This is a genomic window from Salinigranum sp., from assembly GCF_041641895.1.
Lineage (GTDB): Archaea > Halobacteriota > Halobacteria > Halobacteriales > Haloferacaceae > Salinigranum.
On record NZ_JBEPXO010000015.1, the window covers coordinates 1 to 17,042 of the forward strand.

General features: G+C 67.6%; 15 protein-coding genes. 9 read left to right on the forward strand and 6 right to left on the reverse strand.

From position 1 onward, the window contains the following. The first annotated feature begins 83 nt into the window (after nucleotides 1-83). From ACESK5_RS04905 to ACESK5_RS04915, 3 genes are all read left to right on the forward strand, one after another. Nucleotides 84-1,301 carry an SPFH domain-containing protein gene (locus tag ACESK5_RS04905; protein ID WP_372910431.1) on the forward strand — a complete coding sequence of 406 codons (1,218 nt, stop codon included), beginning with the start codon at nucleotides 84-86 and terminating at the stop codon, nucleotides 1,299-1,301. A gap of 138 nt (nucleotides 1,302-1,439) precedes the next feature. After that, nucleotides 1,440-1,946 carry a hypothetical protein gene (locus ACESK5_RS04910; protein WP_372910432.1) on the forward strand — a complete coding sequence of 169 codons (507 nt, stop codon included), beginning with the start codon at nucleotides 1,440-1,442 and terminating at the stop codon, nucleotides 1,944-1,946. A gap of 78 nt (nucleotides 1,947-2,024) precedes the next feature. Beyond that, nucleotides 2,025-2,519 carry a hypothetical protein gene (locus tag ACESK5_RS04915; protein ID WP_372910433.1) on the forward strand — a complete coding sequence of 165 codons (495 nt, stop codon included), beginning with the start codon at nucleotides 2,025-2,027 and terminating at the stop codon, nucleotides 2,517-2,519. Nucleotides 2,520-2,537: 18 nt separating this feature from the next. Here the strand turns inward: ACESK5_RS04915 and ACESK5_RS04920 are convergent, their stop codons facing one another. Next, on the reverse strand, nucleotides 2,538-4,103 hold the full coding sequence (locus ACESK5_RS04920; RefSeq protein WP_372910434.1) for a DNA-directed DNA polymerase II small subunit: 1,566 nt from the start codon (nucleotides 4,101-4,103) through the stop codon (nucleotides 2,538-2,540). A 176-nt stretch (nucleotides 4,104-4,279) separates the two neighbouring features. Between ACESK5_RS04920 and ACESK5_RS04925 the strand changes: the two genes are divergently transcribed. Then, the gene (locus tag ACESK5_RS04925; RefSeq protein ID WP_372910435.1) at nucleotides 4,280-5,308 is read left to right on the forward strand and encodes a S26 family signal peptidase; all 1,029 of its coding nucleotides are present in this window, start codon (nucleotides 4,280-4,282) and stop codon (nucleotides 5,306-5,308) included. Between the two features lie 268 nt (nucleotides 5,309-5,576). On the opposite strand, the gene ACESK5_RS04930 is transcribed toward ACESK5_RS04925, so the two are convergent. After that, entirely contained in the window at nucleotides 5,577-7,172 is a 1,596-nt protein-coding gene (locus tag ACESK5_RS04930; protein ID WP_372910436.1) for a Cdc6/Cdc18 family protein, read from the reverse strand. 1,313 nt (nucleotides 7,173-8,485) lie between these two features. Here ACESK5_RS04930 and ACESK5_RS04935 point away from each other — a divergent pair. From ACESK5_RS04935 to ACESK5_RS04950, 4 genes are all read left to right on the forward strand, one after another. Then, nucleotides 8,486-9,127, forward strand: coding sequence for an Era-like GTP-binding protein (locus tag ACESK5_RS04935; protein WP_372910437.1), 642 nt, complete (start codon nucleotides 8,486-8,488; stop codon nucleotides 9,125-9,127). Nucleotides 9,128-9,133: 6 nt separating this feature from the next. Beyond that, nucleotides 9,134-9,526 (forward strand): DUF2073 domain-containing protein, encoded by a 393-nt coding sequence (locus tag ACESK5_RS04940; RefSeq protein WP_372910438.1) that lies wholly within the window; start codon nucleotides 9,134-9,136, stop codon nucleotides 9,524-9,526. A gap of 6 nt (nucleotides 9,527-9,532) precedes the next feature. Then, on the forward strand, nucleotides 9,533-10,321 hold the full coding sequence (locus ACESK5_RS04945) for a Zn-ribbon containing protein (protein WP_372910439.1): 789 nt from the start codon (nucleotides 9,533-9,535) through the stop codon (nucleotides 10,319-10,321). Between the two features lie 562 nt (nucleotides 10,322-10,883). Continuing rightward, a complete protein-coding gene (locus tag ACESK5_RS04950) occupies nucleotides 10,884-11,678 on the forward strand; it encodes a hypothetical protein (protein WP_372910440.1) in 795 nt (264 codons plus the stop codon). A gap of 10 nt (nucleotides 11,679-11,688) precedes the next feature. On the opposite strand, the gene ACESK5_RS04955 is transcribed toward ACESK5_RS04950, so the two are convergent. Next, on the reverse strand, nucleotides 11,689-12,264 hold the full coding sequence (locus ACESK5_RS04955) for a hypothetical protein (RefSeq protein ID WP_372910441.1): 576 nt from the start codon (nucleotides 12,262-12,264) through the stop codon (nucleotides 11,689-11,691). Between the two features lie 80 nt (nucleotides 12,265-12,344). Further along, nucleotides 12,345-12,809, reverse strand: coding sequence for a DUF2391 family protein (locus tag ACESK5_RS04960; RefSeq protein WP_372910442.1), 465 nt, complete (start codon nucleotides 12,807-12,809; stop codon nucleotides 12,345-12,347). 230 nt (nucleotides 12,810-13,039) lie between these two features. Here ACESK5_RS04960 and ACESK5_RS04965 point away from each other — a divergent pair, with 230 nt between their 5' ends. Next, complete coding sequence (locus tag ACESK5_RS04965) at nucleotides 13,040-13,720, forward strand: class I SAM-dependent methyltransferase (protein WP_372910443.1); 681 nt, start codon at nucleotides 13,040-13,042, stop codon at nucleotides 13,718-13,720. Nucleotides 13,721-13,788: 68 nt separating this feature from the next. On the opposite strand, the gene ACESK5_RS04970 is transcribed toward ACESK5_RS04965, so the two are convergent. Together ACESK5_RS04970 and ACESK5_RS04975 are read right to left on the reverse strand one after the other, a co-directional pair. After that, on the reverse strand, nucleotides 13,789-14,892 hold the full coding sequence (locus ACESK5_RS04970; protein WP_372910444.1) for an ABC transporter ATP-binding protein: 1,104 nt from the start codon (nucleotides 14,890-14,892) through the stop codon (nucleotides 13,789-13,791). Between the two features lie 384 nt (nucleotides 14,893-15,276). Beyond that, nucleotides 15,277-17,019 (reverse strand): ABC transporter permease, encoded by a 1,743-nt coding sequence (locus ACESK5_RS04975; RefSeq protein ID WP_372910445.1) that lies wholly within the window; start codon nucleotides 17,017-17,019, stop codon nucleotides 15,277-15,279. Nucleotides 17,020-17,042: the final 23 nt, after the last annotated feature.

A 17,042-nucleotide genomic window follows, 5' to 3' on the forward strand; every position in this document is an offset into this window, starting at 1 on the left:
GTCGCGCGTCCAGCTCCCCTCTCGCCGTATCCGTCGCCTCCGGTCACGTCAACCCTTATCACGACCAGGCCCCTAGTTGAGGTATGAGCTTCTTCCGCTGGCTCGGCCGGACGGTCGGCCGACTCACCACCGGCGGGTCGTCCGACGGCGTGGCCGAACGCGGCGGCCTCTCCAGCGCGCTCAAGACCGGCGTCGTCGCCGCCGTCCTCGTCGGACTCGCCCTCCTCGTGGTCCCCATCACGCCCGTGACAGTCGTCGGTCTCGCGGTGCTGGCGCTCGCCATCTCGGCGGTGTACAGCGCCGTCGAAATCGTCGAGGCGTACGAGACGCGTGCGCTCACCGTCTTCGGCGAGTACCGCGGCCTCCTCGGCCCCGGTCTGAACTTCGTCCCGCCGTTCGTCTCGCGGACGTACGCGTTCGACATGCGGACCCAGACGTTCGACGTGCCCTCCCAGGAGGCCATCACGGAGGACAACTCGCCCGTCACGGCCGACGCCGTCGTCTACATCAGGGTGATGGACGCCGAGCGCGCCTTCCTCGAAGTCGACGACTACCGGCGGGCCGTCTCGCTGCTCGCACAGACGACGCTCCGCGCGGCGCTCGGCGACATGGAACTCGACCAGACGCTGTCGCGGCGCGACCAGATCAACGACCGCATCCGGCGGGAGCTGGACGAACCGACCGACCGGTGGGGTATCCGCGTCGAGTCGGTGGAGGTGCGCGAGGTGACGCCGAGCGCCGACGTCGTCAACGCGATGGAGGAACAGACCTCCGCCGAGCGGCACCGCCGCGCCATGATCCTGGAGGCGCAGGGCGAACGCCGGAGCGCCATCGAACGCGCGCAGGGTGAGAAGCAGGCGGCCATCGTCGAAGCGCAGGGTGAGAAGCAGGCGGCCGTCCTCGAAGCGCAGGGCGACGCCATCGCCACCGTTCTCCGGGCGCGGGCGGCCGAGTCGATGGGCGAGCGCGCCATCGTCGACAAGGGGATGGAGACGCTGGCGCGAATCGGCCAGTCGCCGTCGACGACGTACGTCCTCCCGCAGGAACTCACCTCGCTCCTAGGCCGGTACGGGCGGCAGTTGACCGGCAGCGACGTCCAAGCGTCGGCGGGGCTCGACAGTCTGGAGTTCGACGCCGAGACGCGCGAACTGCTGGACCTCGACAGCGTCGACGAACTCGTCGAGATGGCGTCGGACGTGACCAACGGGGAACCGGCCGACGCCGAGGTCGAGTTCGAGTACGACACCGGCGAGGGTGACGAGGCGGAGATGGAGTTCGAGTACGACGCGGCGAACGACTGACACTGTCGGCTGTGACCGTCCAGCGATATTCGGCATCCTCGGGTGTCGACACGCTTCGCAGATACACAGCCGACAGGAGGAGCGGAGGACGGCCGGGCACAAGGCATATTCCGGACACGATAGCACGGACCAGTAGCCATGCCCTCCACCCCCCGACGCGCGGTCCTCGGTCTCCTCGCGGGGGTCGTCAGCGGTGCAGGCTGTGCGGGTCGCGACCCGTCCGGACCAGCCACAGAGACCGAGCGCCGGACGTCAAGGCGGTCGACGCATTCGACGACCGGTGCACGGACGCCTGACGAGCCGACTCTCACCGCCCCCCGGCCGTCGACCGTCGACGCCGACTGGCCGTCGCACGCGTTCGACGCCGAAAACACCGCCCAGTCGCCGGAGACGGTCGGCCCGACTGTCCGGCCCCGTGTCCAGTGGGTGGGCCGGGCACCCGCCGGGGCCGCGTCACCGGTCGTCGCCGTCGCGCTCGGGCACCGGGGTACGGTCACGGCGTTCGACGCAGCCGACGGGAGCGAACGGTGGCAGGTCGACCTCGCGGAGAACCCACAGACGCCGGCGGTCGTCGACGGGACCCACTACGTCCTCACGTACAGTCTCGACCGGCTGAACGAACTGGTCGCGCTCGCGGCGGACTGACCGGGGCAGCCGTCGCGGCCCTCGCGGCGAGTCACCGGCTGACTGAAGTTTATATTGACTCGCCGACTAGTGGTGCACATGGAGGTGCGTGACGCCGTCGAAGCGGACGCCGAGGCCCTGGCGGCAATCGTCGACGCGCCGGCCGACGTGATGCGCAACGTTGTCCACGACCGGACGGTCCGCGTCGCGGTCCGACAGAGCGACCCCGGACCGAACGCCGACGTCGACGTCGGCGGTGCCGTGGACGTCGCCGCCGAGGGAGGCGAACCGGGAGACGACACAGGAGACGCGACGGCGGAGAACGTCCTCGGGTTCGTCAGTTTCGACGCGCGCGAGGACACCGTCTACGTGACACAGTTCGGGGGGACCTCCGAGGCCTGCGAGCGACTCATCGGCGAGCCGATTCGCTTCGCCACGAACGAACGGATGAGCGTCGAACTCCTCGTCGAGGCAACCGACGAGGAGCTCACGGCCGTCGCCGAGAGCGCCGGATTCGACGCGGAGGGACGCGGTCCGAGTTTCGGCGGACAGCGGACGATAAAGTACCGGCTCGACTCGAAACGGTCCGGGTGACGCCGTCGTTCGCCCGCCTCACGTGAACTTCCTGAGCGTCAGGTTCAGCGTGTCGAGGTCGACGATGGGGGCAAAACCGACGTCCGGGTCGATGTTGACCGACTTCTGGAACGCGGTCTGTGCCTGCCAGCAGCCCGAGTTGACGGCGAGGACGTTGTGGTACTTCCCGTACCCGAGTTTGTGGACGTGGCCCGTGTGGAAGATGTCGGGGACGGAGTCGATGGTGAGGTAGTCGCTCTTCTCGGGCGCGAGGCGCATCCGGCCACCGAACTGTGGGGCGACGTGGCGCTTCTTCAACAGCTGGTACATCGCCAGGTGAGGCTCGTCGTAGCTCGCCTTCTCCTCGGGGAGTTCGGCGATGACCTCGTCGAGCGAGACGCCGTGGTACATCAGGACGGAGACGCCCTCGATGGTGACGGTGGAGGGGTTGCCCGTGATGTGAGCGTCGTGAGCGGACATGATATCCCGGAGGTTCTCGTCGAACGCCGGCTGCGGTTCGGCGAGGCGGACGGCGTCGTGGTTGCCCGGAATCATCACAATCTCCACGTCGCCGGGCACCTCCTTGAGGTGCTCCGCGAACTGTTCGTACTGTTCGTAGATGTCGACGATGCTCAGTTCCTCGTCCTGGTTCGGGTAGACGCCGACCCCCTCGACCATGTCGCCGGCGATGAGGAGGTACTCGACGTGGTCGGCCTCCTCGGTGTGGAGCCAGTCGGCGAACGCGGACCACGCGTCGGCGACGAACTCCTGGCTCCCGACGTGGACGTCGGAGATGAGCGCTGCCTGGACGTGCCGGTCGGCCGTCGACGGGCGGTAGGTGCGCGGCACGTCGGGGAAGTAGAGTTCGTCGACGAACAGGATGCCGGCGTCGTCGGCGAGCGTCCCCGACACCGCGATACACTCGTCTTTGAGGAGTTCCTCCACCGAGGAGGCGATGTCCTTGTCCTTCATCACGAGGCACGGGAACACCCCGGTCGTGTCCTCGAGTTCGACGAGCCAGTGGCCCGACGCCGTCGACCGGATGTCGTTGACGAGTCCGATCATCTCCGCGTCGCTCCGCCCCGGCATGTCCTGAATCGCCGTCGCCGGGCGGTGGTTGACCCGCCCGCGGAGCTGTTTCGAGAGTTTCTCGTACCGGTCTCTGAAGACGGCGACGAAGTCGTCGTACTCGCCGGTTCCGGTCGACCGGCCCGTGATGTCGCCGTCGACGGTGACGGACTGCCGCGTGGTGTCTCTCGACCCCCGTCCAGTCGACCCCTCTGTTTCGACTGGAGTCTCGCTCGTAGACTGGATGACGGCATCGGGTTCTCCACCCGAAACAGAGGGGTCTGCGGCGACCGCTTCGGTGGCACGGACGTCGTCGACACCCGGGGGGTCGGGTGCGGGCGTCGTCTCGGCGTCGAGGGTAGCACGGACGTGGTCGGTCGTGATCCGGAGTGCGCCGTCGGGCGCCCCCTCGACGGCCCGTTCGAGTGCCCGCACAGGGTCGTCCGCGCTCGCGATGAGCGTGACCGCTTCCCGTTCGGCGTTGTAGCCGTGTCGGGCGAGTTCGCGGACGATGCGTGTCGTCGTCTCCAGCGGCACACCTGCAGGTAGTGAGGCCGCGAGAAAAGGGTGCCGGACCACGTGAGTCCCCGGGGCGGCGTCGGAGTGACGGCGACGGCGCTCGACGGCCCCACGTCGGAGCCACCTCCCGGGGCGAAGACGGGACACACTGTCGACCCAGAAGGTTGAAATCCGGGGCGGAGGTAGGGGAGGTGATGACCGCCGATGAGGGCCGCCGGTCCTCGCGAGACGACGAACCTCCGGTGGACGACGCGGTCGCCACCAGCCCCTCCACCCCGTCTCCCGACGCCTCCGACGAGTCCACGACACGGTCCGGGAGTCGGGACAGTCAGGACGGCGTCGGCGACGGGAACGGTCCGGACGGCGCGACCGACACACGCGACAGTCGCCCCCCGGACCCGGTCCCCGACTCTGGAAGCGACGAGTCGTTCGCCCGTCGGTTGTGGTCGGCACAGTCCGGGCCGCTGTTCTTCCTCCGCGAGGTGGGAACCAGCGTCGGCGCCGTGGTCCTCGTCGGCCTGATTCTGTTCGGTGTCAGCGGGGTATGGCCGCCGATGGTCGCCGTCGAGTCGGGGAGCATGGAGCCACACATGCACAAGGGTGACCTCGTGTTCATCACCGAACCGGGGCGCTTCACGCCCGACGCGGCGTACGAACGGACGGGCGTCGTGACGGCGGAGACGGGGACCGACGTCGGCTACCGGACGTTCGGCGGGCCGGGGTCGGTCGTCGTCTACGACGACCCAGGGCGGGGCGGTCCCCCCATCATCCATCGCGCGGAGTTCTACGTCGAAGAGGGCGAGAACTGGTACGACCGCGCAGACCCCGAGTACGTCTCCGCCGACAGCTGTTCCGAACTCCGCAACTGCCCCGCGCCGCACGCCGGATTCATCACGAAAGGCGACGCGAACGGCCGGTACGACCAGGTGTCGGGCATCGCTGAACCGGTGAAACCGTCGTGGATCACCGGTATCGCGCGGGTCCGCATCCCGTATCTCGGCTGGGTCCGACTGGGCCTCTCGGACGTCGTCCAGACGGGACCGTACGGGACGCTGTCGGAGGTCCGTCTCGTCGACGAGACACAGCGACCAACGAGAGGATGGACGGACGAGAGCGGGACGCGAGCCACGACCGATGCCGTTCGTCCCTATCCCGAAGCGGACACGGTGACGGTTCGGGCGGGCCTGACTGGCGTCCACCTCCCGACGCCGGTTGCGACCTGAGACGAGTCGTCTGCGGAGCCACGCGGTCCGGTTCCAACGAGGGCCAGCAGACTGGACGGGTGGTCGTTCCGGCTCTCGTCCGAGGACGCCCGTCGGTTCGAGTGGAACGACTGCGTCGGGTGTATCTCCTGCGTCGGGTGTATCTACTGTATCCAGTGAAGGCGGTGTTTCGTGTGGAGCGACTCCGTCGGGCACACCACCGTTTCACCTGGAGCCGGTCGGTGGCCCGGGGCGGGTAGGGACGAGGAGAGACGAGAGCGCCCTGCGGTCAGTTGTCGAACCGGGCCTGGACGAACGGCTGAGCGTTCTCGATGTCGCTGAGGCGGGAGTCCGAGAGCAGGACGGCCTCGGTCTCCTCGATGGGGACGGAGATGGAGATTTCCTTCGTGCGGCCGTACCGTCCCTTCGAGACGACGACGGCGTTCGCGATGCCGAGCATGTCGAGTTCGGAGATGAGGTCGGTGACGCGTCGCTGAGTGAGGACGTCGGCGTCGATCTCCTCGCAGAGGCGTTTGTAGATGTTGAACACCTCGCCGGTGTTGATGTTGCGGACGCCGTTCTTCTCCAGGAGAATGGTGGCGAAGAGGACGATTTTCGACTGCGTCGGGAGGGTCCGGACGACTTCGACGACGCGGTCGAGTTCGATCTTGTCCTGCGCCTGGCGGACGTGGCGCTCCTCGACCGTGTCCGCCTGGCCGCGCTCGGCGAGTTCGCCGGCCGTCCGGAGGAGGTCGAGCGCGCGTCGGGCATCGCCGTGTTCCTGGGCCGCGAACGCGGCACAGAGCGGGATGACGTCGTCGGTCAGCGCACCGGACTTGAACGCGACGTCGGCGCGATGCTGGAGGATGTCCCGTAACTGGGTGGCGTCGTACGGCGGGAAGACGATCTCTTCCTCCCCGAGCGACGACTTCACGCGCGGGTCGAGGAAGTCGGTGAACTTCAGGTCGTTCGAGATGCCCATGATGGAGATACGGGAGTTGGTGAGTTCGGAGTTCATCCGCGAGAGGTTGTAGAGGGTGTCGTCACCCGACTTCTCGACGAGTTTGTCGATTTCGTCGAGCATGATGACGACGACCCGTTCGTGGTAGTCGACGGCGTCGAAGAACGTCGAGTAGACGCGGTCGGTCGGCCACCCGGTCATGGGGACCGTCTCCATCTCCTCGCGGTCGGCTTCGAGGCTCTCGATGCGCGCTTCGACCGCGTCGAGCGAGTCGAACTCCGTCCCCGCGAGCGCGTCGACGCTGTCGGCCGCGCGCGTCTCGAGGTCACGTAGGTGTTCGAGTCGGCTCTCGATGACGGCCTCGTTCTTCTCGATGAACTTGTTCGCGAGCTGGGCGAGCACGCGGTACTGGGTGTCGGTCACCTCGCAGTTGATGTACTCGACCTCGCAGGGGACGTCGTACTTCTGTGACGTGGACTCGAGTTCCTGCGAGACGTACTTCGCACTGGCAGTCTTCCCCGTCCCGGTCTTCCCGTAGATGAGGATGTTCGACGGCGTCTCCCCGCGGAGCGCGGAGACGAGGATGGTCGCCATCTGGTTGATCTGTTCGGTCCGGTGGGGGAGTTCGTGCGGAGTGTACGACGGTCGGAGGACCTCCTTGTTCTCGAATATCGGCTCGCCGGAGAGCAGGTCGTCGAACAGGCCCGTACTCTCGGTCGACTCCTCGAGGACCACCTCGTCGAAGTCGAGGCCCGCCGTCGACCGGGACGCGGCTTCGGACGTCTCTGTCAGGTCGTCGACGGAGTCCGGAATGGTCTCGTTCGTCTCGCCGACGTTCCCGTCGGTGTCTGTTCCCGCAGGTCGAGCCTGATCGTTCCTCCCGTGTGTGTCATCCTCGTTGTCACCCATTTCGAACCCCACCATTTCAACTGGAGAACCGGCCTCACGCCAGCGTATCGCGTGATACACGGCGCGTACGGGCGTGTCCCGTCGTACCGGCTGTGAGAGGCGTCCAGATGATGCAGACGAAACAGATGAAGAGGAGGTATAAAAAGATTGTCTCTCGCCAGCCACGTTTCACCTCGAATCGACACCGGTTGCGGCGTGAAACGCCGAATTTCGCGTCGCTCCGGCTGTCTCGCTGTCGACCTGAAACGAGGGGTCGAGGTGGGAGTAGAGTCGGCGACGGACGGGGACGCCGCGCCTGGAGTACGTGGTCTCGAGGGTGGCGACAGGGCGGGAACCCCCTCCCGTCGAACTCGAGAGCGAGTGTTCCCTGTCGCGACGAGACTACCGTCACTCATCTGGACCCGAAACGGTGGGTGCCGTGGAACGATACGAGTCGGAGCGGGGTGCGGGGGTGAAGCGAAGGGGAGGTTCGGTGGGCAGTGACTCGTCGACGCGAGCGTGACAGCTGGGAGAGCCCCGAACGACGCCGGTCCGGTTCCGTCCTCGTCGTGTCTAGAAACTACCACGAACCCCCCCACCCCTTCGTTTCGGGTGGAACGGTACAGCGGAGGGGGTGGGGGGAGGGGGTCTCTCTAGTCAGAAAGAACTAAGTCCTAGACGCTTAAACTATGTCCGCACTGCAGCATAATCGCATATTTTCATACCGTTCGTCTAGGTATCTAGTAAGGAACGACGACGACTGGCACCCTCACCTCCCACCGTCGGGGACAGTTCCAGTCGAAACGAAGGGGTGGGGGGCGTATTCGCCCGTCGCGACGCCCGGTAACTCCCCCCTCCCCTCAGCCGTCGTCCGCCGAGAGCATCGTCCGGTCCACCTGGGCTCTTCCGTCGCCTCCGCTGTCGACGCTCTCCCGTCGTCCGCTCAGAGAGCGCCGACGGTCGGTTCCACCGGAAGTGAAGGGGTCGAGTACGACGGCGGCCGGAGCACAGTTTCCCGGAACGGCGGCCGCTGGATGCCCCGGGGAGAGCTCTGTACCCCGTCGACGACCGATTGGCGTTCCCCCGACGTCCAGTCGACGTTCCCCCGCCGACCGGTCGATGCTCCGCCGACGACCGGTCGGCGTTTCTCTCACTGGTCGGCGACGCTCCTCCCATCGGTCGGTCGGCGTTCGCTCCCTCGGCTGACCCCGACGACCGTCTGTCGGGCGCTGACGCCCCTCGAATCGTGGGAATCGATGACGTGCGTCTGACGCAGACTTAAGTGGAGTCGAATGTGTTGTAACCGCATACGCCCCTCTGCGGGAACGGAGAGGGTGCTGGAGGCCAGGATGGGACTGTTCACAGACCTCAGAGACAGCATATCGCGAGTCGTCGACCGACTGTTCGTCGACGCCGAACCCAAGCGAATCGGTATCTACGGCCCGCCGAACGCCGGGAAGACGACTCTCGCGAATCGAATCGCCCGCGACTGGACCGGTGACGCCGTCGGCCCCGAGAGCCACATCCCCCACGAGACGCGACGTGCCAGACGGAAGGAGAACGTCGAAATCGAGCGGAACGGGAAGACGGTCACCATCGACATCGTCGACACGCCGGGGGTGACGACCAAAGTCGACTACAAGGAGTTCATCGAACACGACATGGAGAAGGAAGACGCCGTCCGTCGCTCCCGAGAGGCGACCGAGGGCGTCGCCGAGGCCATGCACTGGCTCCGGGAGGACGTCGACGGCGTCATCTACGTGCTCGACTCGACGCAGGACCCGTTCACGCAGGTGAACACGATGCTCATCGGCATCATCGAGAGCCAGAACCTCCCGGTCCTCATCTTCGCGAACAAGATCGACCTCGAGGAGTCGAACGTCCAGCGCATCGCGAACGCCTACCCACAGCACGAGACGGTGCCCCTGTCGGCACTCGAAGGAGACAACATGGACGAAGTGTACGAGAAGATTGCGGAGTACTTCGGGTGAGCCACCATGGTTGAAGCAACCCCCGAACCGGAATCGCCCGATGGTGTCCAGATCGACCTCATCAGCGGCGCCCGGATGGAGAAGCTCCGGTCGATGGAGAAGATCCGGCTCATCCTCGACGGCGTCCGCGAGGGAAACATCGTCATCCTCGAAGAGGGACTCTCGCCCGACGAGGAGTCGAAGCTCATCGAGGTGACGATGACGGAGATCAGCCCCGACGAGTTCAACGGCATCGAAATCGAGACCTACCCCACCACGGGCGGAAGCAGTGGTGGCCTCTTCGGGAAGCTCATCGGTCGCGACTCGCCGAAGAAACTCACCGTCATCGGACCGGCCAACCAGATCAAGACGCTCCACAAGGACGAGGACTTCATCAGCGCGCTCGTCTCGCGGAAGTAACTCTCGATGCCCCACCAGTGTACCACCTGCGGGCGGACGTTCGCCGACGGCTCGAAGGAGATGCTCTCGGGCTGTCCCGACTGCGGCGGCAACAAGTTCCAGTTCAAACCCGCCTCGCCCCGCGCCCGCGACGCCGGGTCGGCCGAGTCGACCGAGTCGACCGAGTCGACGCCGAACGCTGACGGCGTCCCCGACTCCGAGTCGCCAGCCGACGCCGGACAGCCGACTGCGACGGACGTGCCCTCGACCGACGCTGGTGACAGCTCGGACCATACCTCTCCGTCGCCGACGGCGACGGACCCGCCCCGTTCGACGTCGACGCCCGGAACCGAGGCGTCCTCCCCGGACCCGTCTTCGTCGACGGCCGACACGTCTCCGGAGTCGGCCACCCCGACTGCGTCTCCCGCGGCCGAAACCGACGACGAGGACGACGCGGAGGTCGAACGTCGGACGGACGATTCCCGGCCCGGGGCCGAAGACCACGCGCAGGCGAGCGCCCGGACGGACATGGTCACCCCCGACGAACTCGCCGACGCCGCCTCCGACTCCCGCCCGGCGCCCGAGACGGCGGAGGGCCGCGTCATCGAACCGCAGAGCCAGGAACGTCCCGGACTCGAAGAACTCCGCGAGGAACTCAACAGCCAGTTCGAGAGTATCAAAATCGTCAGCCCGGGCCAGTACGAACTCAATCTGATGGAACTGTACGACCGCCAGGAGTACATCATCTCCCTGCAAGAGGACGGCCGGTACGTCATCGAGGTCCCCGGGTCGTGGGGCGACCGCGACGGCGACTGAACGTCCGACCCACTTCTCTCCGTCCGTCTGTCGGTAGTCGCCGTGTCCCGTTCGTCCCGTGGTGCCGTGACCGCTCGCACCCCTCTCGGCGGACCGACCGCACCCCTTCCGGTGGGCCGCTCGCACCCCTCTCGGCGGACCGACCGCACCCCTTCCGGTGGGCCGCTCGCACCCCTTCCGGTGGAACCGCCGAACCCCTTCGCTTCGACTGGAACCCCTTCGACGCACGCTCGCAGCGACCGCCCACGACCGCCACACGGTACTCCGTCGTTCGCGTCGGTTCAGCTGTCGCGTGGGGGTGATAGACGTTCACGTTCCACTGGAAACGAAGGGGTCTCCAGGGTCGGTTTCCGTCTCGCCCGTGTGCGGGCAGTCGGCACGAGTGCAGCGCCGCAGAGAGGCCGACACGCCCACGCAGTCGCGGCCGGAATTGAAGCCTTTAAGCGAACGGGCCCAGACCGTGAGACCATGAGCCAAGCGACGAAGATCGTACTCGGGACAGTCGGCCTCGCGGTCGTGTTGGTGCTGCTTCTCATCGGCGTCGCCGCCTTCGGATAAGCCGATGGCTACGTTCGAGCGCCGGTCGCTCACAGGAGAGGTCGCGGCCGTCCGCGAGGCGTACGCGCCCGACTCGCTCGTCCTCGACGTCGGCCGTGACTTCGAGACGCTCCCGCCCGCTGTCGCCGAAGACCTGGGACTGCTCGCCGACTCGCTCGCCCCGGCGAGCTATCCGTCCGAGTGGCTCCCCGACGACGTGCCCGAGACGCTCGCGCACTACGCCAGTTCGGACTTCACTATCGGGCTACCCAGCGACGGGACGGTCGTGTGGACGCGACAGACTGTCCCGCCGACGGTCCTCGTGAAGTTCCGCGCCCGGGGGACGCCCGACGAGTTCCTCCAGTTCCTCCTCGCGGAGGCGTTCGTCGAACTCTCCCTCGACGTCCCGGAGAGCTTCCTCCCCTTCTTCGGCGAGCGGTACGTCGCGCTGGACGCGGCCGTCGGGTCGGGGCCGGCGGACGTCTTCCAGGTCGCTGCGGCGCTGTACGACGCGTGGGTCGGCCTGCAGACCCGCGAGGTCTTCGCCGGGTGGGGCGACGACTACCCCGACCTGTACGACTCGTGGCGTGACGCCGGCGACCGACTGGCCGGCAGACTCGACGACCTCCCGGCCGAAGTCGCGCGTGGGAAGACATCCTTCGCGGCCGCGACGGAGTACGCCTGTTCGGCGGTGAAACACGACCTGGACCCCCCGGCCCCGTTCGCCGCGCTCGACACGCAGGCGTATCGCGACCACGAGGCGGAGTACGCGGTTCGGTGGGCCGAGAAGACGTTCGCGCAGTTGCGCGACGACGCCTGAGTCCCGTCTGCTACTCGTAGCTAACGTCTCCGTCGACGTTGAGGTCGATGACGCCGTAGAACAGCTCGCGGAACCGGTCCAGCGTCTCATCGTCGTGGACCTCTTTCGAGAGGTGGAAGAGGCCGACCGCGTCGTGTTCTTTCAGCAGGTCGAGCAACTCCTCCGTCGCCGCGTACGCCTCGTCGACGTCGGCGTAGTACGCCATCTCCGTGACGGAGTCGACGCTCACGCGGAGTTTCCCGTCGTGGGTCTCCAGGAAGTTGCGGACCTGTTCGACGATGCCCGCGAGGTCGTCCGGCGAGCGGACGTAGTGGATGTTCTCGGTCCGGCGCCGCGAGTAGCCGCGCTCGACCGAGATGGAGTCGAGGATGACCGCCCGCGACTCGTCGACGTCGTAGTACTCCAGTTTCTGCTCGACCTCTCTGGCCGTCGTCCGCGTCGAGACGACGAGGAAGTGGTCGGTGTCGGTCTTGAGGAAGTCGGTGTCGATGCGGTCGGTCTCGCCGATGCTCGGATGGAGGAGGAGCAGTCCCGTCCCGCCCGGGATACTGTCGGGCGTGTTCTCGATGGCGAGGGTGTAATCCATACGCGATTGACCGACTGAACCGACTTAAGACTGCGGGATGGCGAGGGGATGTCGGACGGCTACGATATCTCGGAGGGACGTCAGAACAGCGTGTCGGCCGTCGCCGCTCCGATGACGCTGAAGACGGCGCCGACGCTCGTCGCCTTCAGCGTGACACCGAGGACGGCCGTGCTCAGCGTCATCCCCAGGACGTCGACTGCGCCCGGGTCGCCCTGTGCGATGTCGGCGAGGAACGTCCCCGGGGCGTCGAACGCGAGCGCGAGGATGAACACAGAGAAGTACGACACGAGGATGAGCGAGACGAACCGTGCGGGAACCCCGGCGATGTCCACCTCCCGGTCGGGGTCGCGGTTGTCGGCCTTGTACAGCGTCCCGTACCCGATGGCGAGGACGATGACGAACGTCAACAGCCCCTGCACCGTGGACATGCTCCGCGCGAGTACCCACACCTCCTCGGTGACGACGAACGGCCCCGCGAGGAGGAACCCGCCGACGACCTGCTGGGCCGTGTCCGCGAGCGCGAAGCGCCGGTTCTTCCCGACCATACGACTCCATGAGCGTCAGCGGGTAAAGCCGACACGGAAGGGGGACCTGCCCCACGAGTCGTGCTCGTCGGTGACGTGACCGACTCCGGCGGGGACGGCGTGTGTGCTCGTCGTCGGAGACCGGGGAGAGCGTCGTGACGCCACCGGGAACGTCGTCGTGGACGCCCGGCGAGCACGTCGAACGCCACCGACTCCGAACCGGTTTTGCCTCCCCGGCGTCTGCACCCGACATGAGCGTTCGCGACGAGTTCGACGCCTGGGCCACGGACGGCCGGGACCGCGGGATGGAACAGCGCCACTGGCACACCGCGAAGCACGTCCTCTCGCGGATGCCGGTCGAATCGGGCGACGCCGTCCTCGACCTCGGCTCCGGCAGCGGGTACGCCGCCCGCGCGCTCCGCGAGGCCGGCGGCGCGGGCCGGGCGGTCGGACTCGACGGGGCGCCCGCGATGGTCGAGAACGCCCGGTCGTACACCGACGACCCGATGGTCGAGTTCGTCGTCGGCGACTTCGACGCCCTCCCCTTCGCCGACGACAGCTTCGACCACTGCTTCTCGATGGAGGCGTTCTACTACGCGCCGGACCCGCAGCACACCCTCGAGGAACTGCGCCGGGTGCTCCGCCCGGGCGGGACGTTCTACTGTGCGGTCAACTACTACGAGGAGAACGTTCACTCCCACGAGTGGCAGGAGCGCATCTCGGTTCCCATGACGCGCTGGTCCGCCCCCGAGTACAGGCTGGCGTTCCGCGAGGCCGGTCTGTACGTCGCCGAACAGGACAACGTCCCTGACCGGGAGACGGAGATCCCGGCCGCCGACGAGTTCCCCACCGAGGGGTTCGAGACGCGCGAGGCGATGGTCGAACGCTACCGCGAACTCGGGACGCTCCTCACCGTAGGCGTCGTCCCCTGACGGCTTCTTTTCGGTAGGCGTCGTCCCCTGACGGTCTCTTCTCGAGGGGCATCCCCCCTGGGCACTCCTCACCGTTCGCTTCGCTCGCTGCGTTCCCCGTCGACGCTCACCAGGTGTGCGTCCGCGGCCGCGAACGCCAGCGTGACGCGCCCGTCGAGGGCCTCGTCCGTCCGCGCGGTCAGTTCCGTCCCCTCCCAGTCGAGCCACACTCGCGTCGTCTCGCCGAGGAACTCCGACCGGACTACCTCCGTGCGGAGGCGGTTCGGTTCGTCGGCTCCCTCGGCGGCTCCGTCGGTGAGGGTGCGTAACCGCTCCGGACGGACGGCGAACGTGACTCCCACTCCGGCCGTCGGCCGGTCGGCGTGGGCGCCGTCGACGGCGACGTCGAGTACCGTCCCGCCCACGTCGACGGCGAGTCGGTCCCCATCGCGGCCGACGACTCGGCCCTCGAAGAGGTTGTTGTCGCCGACGAACGACGCGACGAACGCGCTCTGCGGACGGTCGTAGACCTCCCGTGGCGTCCCGACCTGTTCGACTCGCCCGCCGTTCATCACGGCCACCCGGTCGGAGACGGCGAGCGCCTCCTCCTGGTCGTGGGTGACGTACAGCGTCGTCACCCCGAGTTCGCGCTGGATGTCCTTCACCTGTCCGCGGAGTCGCTCGCGCAACCCCGCGTCGAGCGCGCTCATCGGTTCGTCGAGCAGGAGGACTCGCGGCCCCGGAGCGAGTGCCCGAGCGAGTGCGACCCGTTGCTGTTGTCCGCCGGACAGCGCCGCCGGGTCGCGCTCCTCGAAGCCGGCGAGGTCGACGAGCGAGAGCAACTCCTGCACTCGTTCGCGTCTCGAGACGCCTCCCGGTGGGTCGGAAAAGCGGAGGCCGTACGCGACGTTCTCGGCGACGCTCATGTGCGGGAAGAGCGCGTAGCTCTGGAAGACGACGCCAATCCCCCGCTCCTCGGGTGGGACCCCGCTCACGTCGCGGCCGTCGAACCGTATCTCCCCCTCGGTTGGCGACTCGAACCCCGCGACGAGGCGGAGGGTCGTGGTCTTCCCACAGCCGGAAGGGCCCACGAGCGTGAAGAACTCCCCGTCGGCGATGGCGAGTGAGACGTCGTCGAGCGCCGTCGCCTCGCCGTACCGCTTCGTGACGCCCGAGAGGTCGAGTTCGGTCATATCGGCGGCCTCACGTGTCGGTTCCGACGGGTTCGCGGCACCCGAAGCGTCGCTCCCGGCGATACCGAACGGGCCCCTCCCCGCTCGTCCGTGGGGCGTGTGCCCTCTCCCCGCTCCTCCGCGAAACCCCTTCGTTTCAGGTGGAACCCGTCGGTCACGAACCTGTCCTCCCCCACACGAACCCTGCACTCTCGCGTGCTCGCGTCACGGTTCCCATCTCGGTCCGGTGGGACTCGTTCGTCCGCCGGGAATAAAACGGCGGCTTCGTCACGATTCCCACCTCGGAGACGAGACTCGTCCGCCGCCGACAGAACGGCGTCGTCGTCACGATTCCCACCTCGGAGACGAGACTCGTTCGCTCTCGCGCGATAGAACGCGCTCGCGTCACGACTCCCATCTCCCCCCAAACCGGTCGATGACCACGAAACTCGCCGCGGTGACGAGGAGGAGGACCGACCCCATCGCCGTCGCCGGCCCCAGTCGCCGGCCGAGGTAGCGCTCGACGGCGACGGGCATCGTGTAGCTTCCCGACCCCGAGGCGAGGATGACCGTCGAGTCGAACTCGCCGACGCTGATGGCGAATGCGAACGCCGCGCCGGCGACGACACCCGTCGCGACCAGCGGGAGTTCGACGTCCCACAGCGCCCGCGCCCGGGAGGCTCCGAGGCTCCGCGCGGACTCGACGAGTCGGGGGTTCAACCGGGCCAGGAGCGGCGAGACGTTCCGGGTGACGAACGGGTAGGCGGCGACAGCGTGGGCCGCGACGATGGCGACGGTTCCGGTGACGACGAGTTCCCGCCCGAGGACGTCCACGCCGAACACCAGTCCCCGGAGGAGGCCCAGGCCGACCACGATGCCGGACACCGCCAGCGGACCCATCGCCAGCGTGTCGACGACGCGTCCCTTCCACCCCGACCGGGCCGAGAGCAGACTCACGACGATACCCATCGGGAGCGCGACGAGGACGGTGACGACCCCGAACAGGAGGGAGTTGCGGATGGCGGGGAGCGGTTTCACCTGGAACGACGCGCCCGTCGCCTGCCGTTCGGCGAGGAACTGGTAGTGGGCGAGCGTGAACCCCTCCGAGGTGGAGACGCTCGCGAGGAGCATGCTCGCGATGGGACCGACGAACACCACGACGACAACGAGGCCGTACGCGAGAAGTGCCAGCCTGTTCCCGAGCGTCCGCACGTCCGTCGAATCGGGGACCAGCGACTGCCGGGGGAGGGGGTTCGCGCCCTCGCCCTGTCCCGAGATTCCCCCCTCGTACCGGAGGTACGCGTAGGTGAGGCCGAGCGAGATGGCAGTCTCGACAGTCGCCAGCGCGGCCGCCTCGGCGTACTCGAGATCGGAGACGAGTTTGAATATCCACACCTCGACCGTCGCCAGTTGGAACCCTCCGAGCGCGAGGACGATGGGGAAGGAGGCGAAGGTGAAGACGAACGTCAGCGTCGCGCCAACGGCCACCGCCGGGAGGAGTTGCGGGAGGACGACGTCGCGGAACGCACGCGTGGGGGAGGCACCGAGGCTTCGCGCCGTCTCGACGGTCCGGGCGTCGACGCCCTCCCACGCGGCGGTGACCACTCGCGTCACGAGCGGTGCGTTGTAGAACGCGTGGGCGACGACGACGGCTTCGAGGGTGAAGAGCAGTTCGACGGGGCCGAGACCCACCGCCCCGAGGACGGCGTTGAGCGTCCCCTGCCGTCCGAACATCGCGACGAACCCGATGGCGACCATGATGGAGGGGAGGACGAACGGGAGGATGGTTACCGAGCGGAGCGTCCGTCGGCCGGGGAACTCGAACTGTGCGAGCACCCACGCGCCGGGGAGGCCGAGGGCGACGCTGGCGAGCGTCGAGAGGAACGCCTGGTAGGCGGTGAAGCCGATGATGTCCACCAGGTAGAAGTCGGAGGTCAGAACCTCGCGGAGCGGGTCGAACGTCACCGCCCCACCGACGACGACGCTCTCGACGAACACCGTCGCCACCGGGTAGTAGAAGACCACGAGGAGGACAGTGCCCGTCACCGCCGCGGCTGCCGGGAGGACGACCCGGTCCCACCCGAGGCGTCGAGCGAGTCGCCCGACTCGACGAGCGACCCGTCCGAGGGCCCGACGTGGCGTGTTCACTGCCCGGCCGTCGTCGTCGCCGT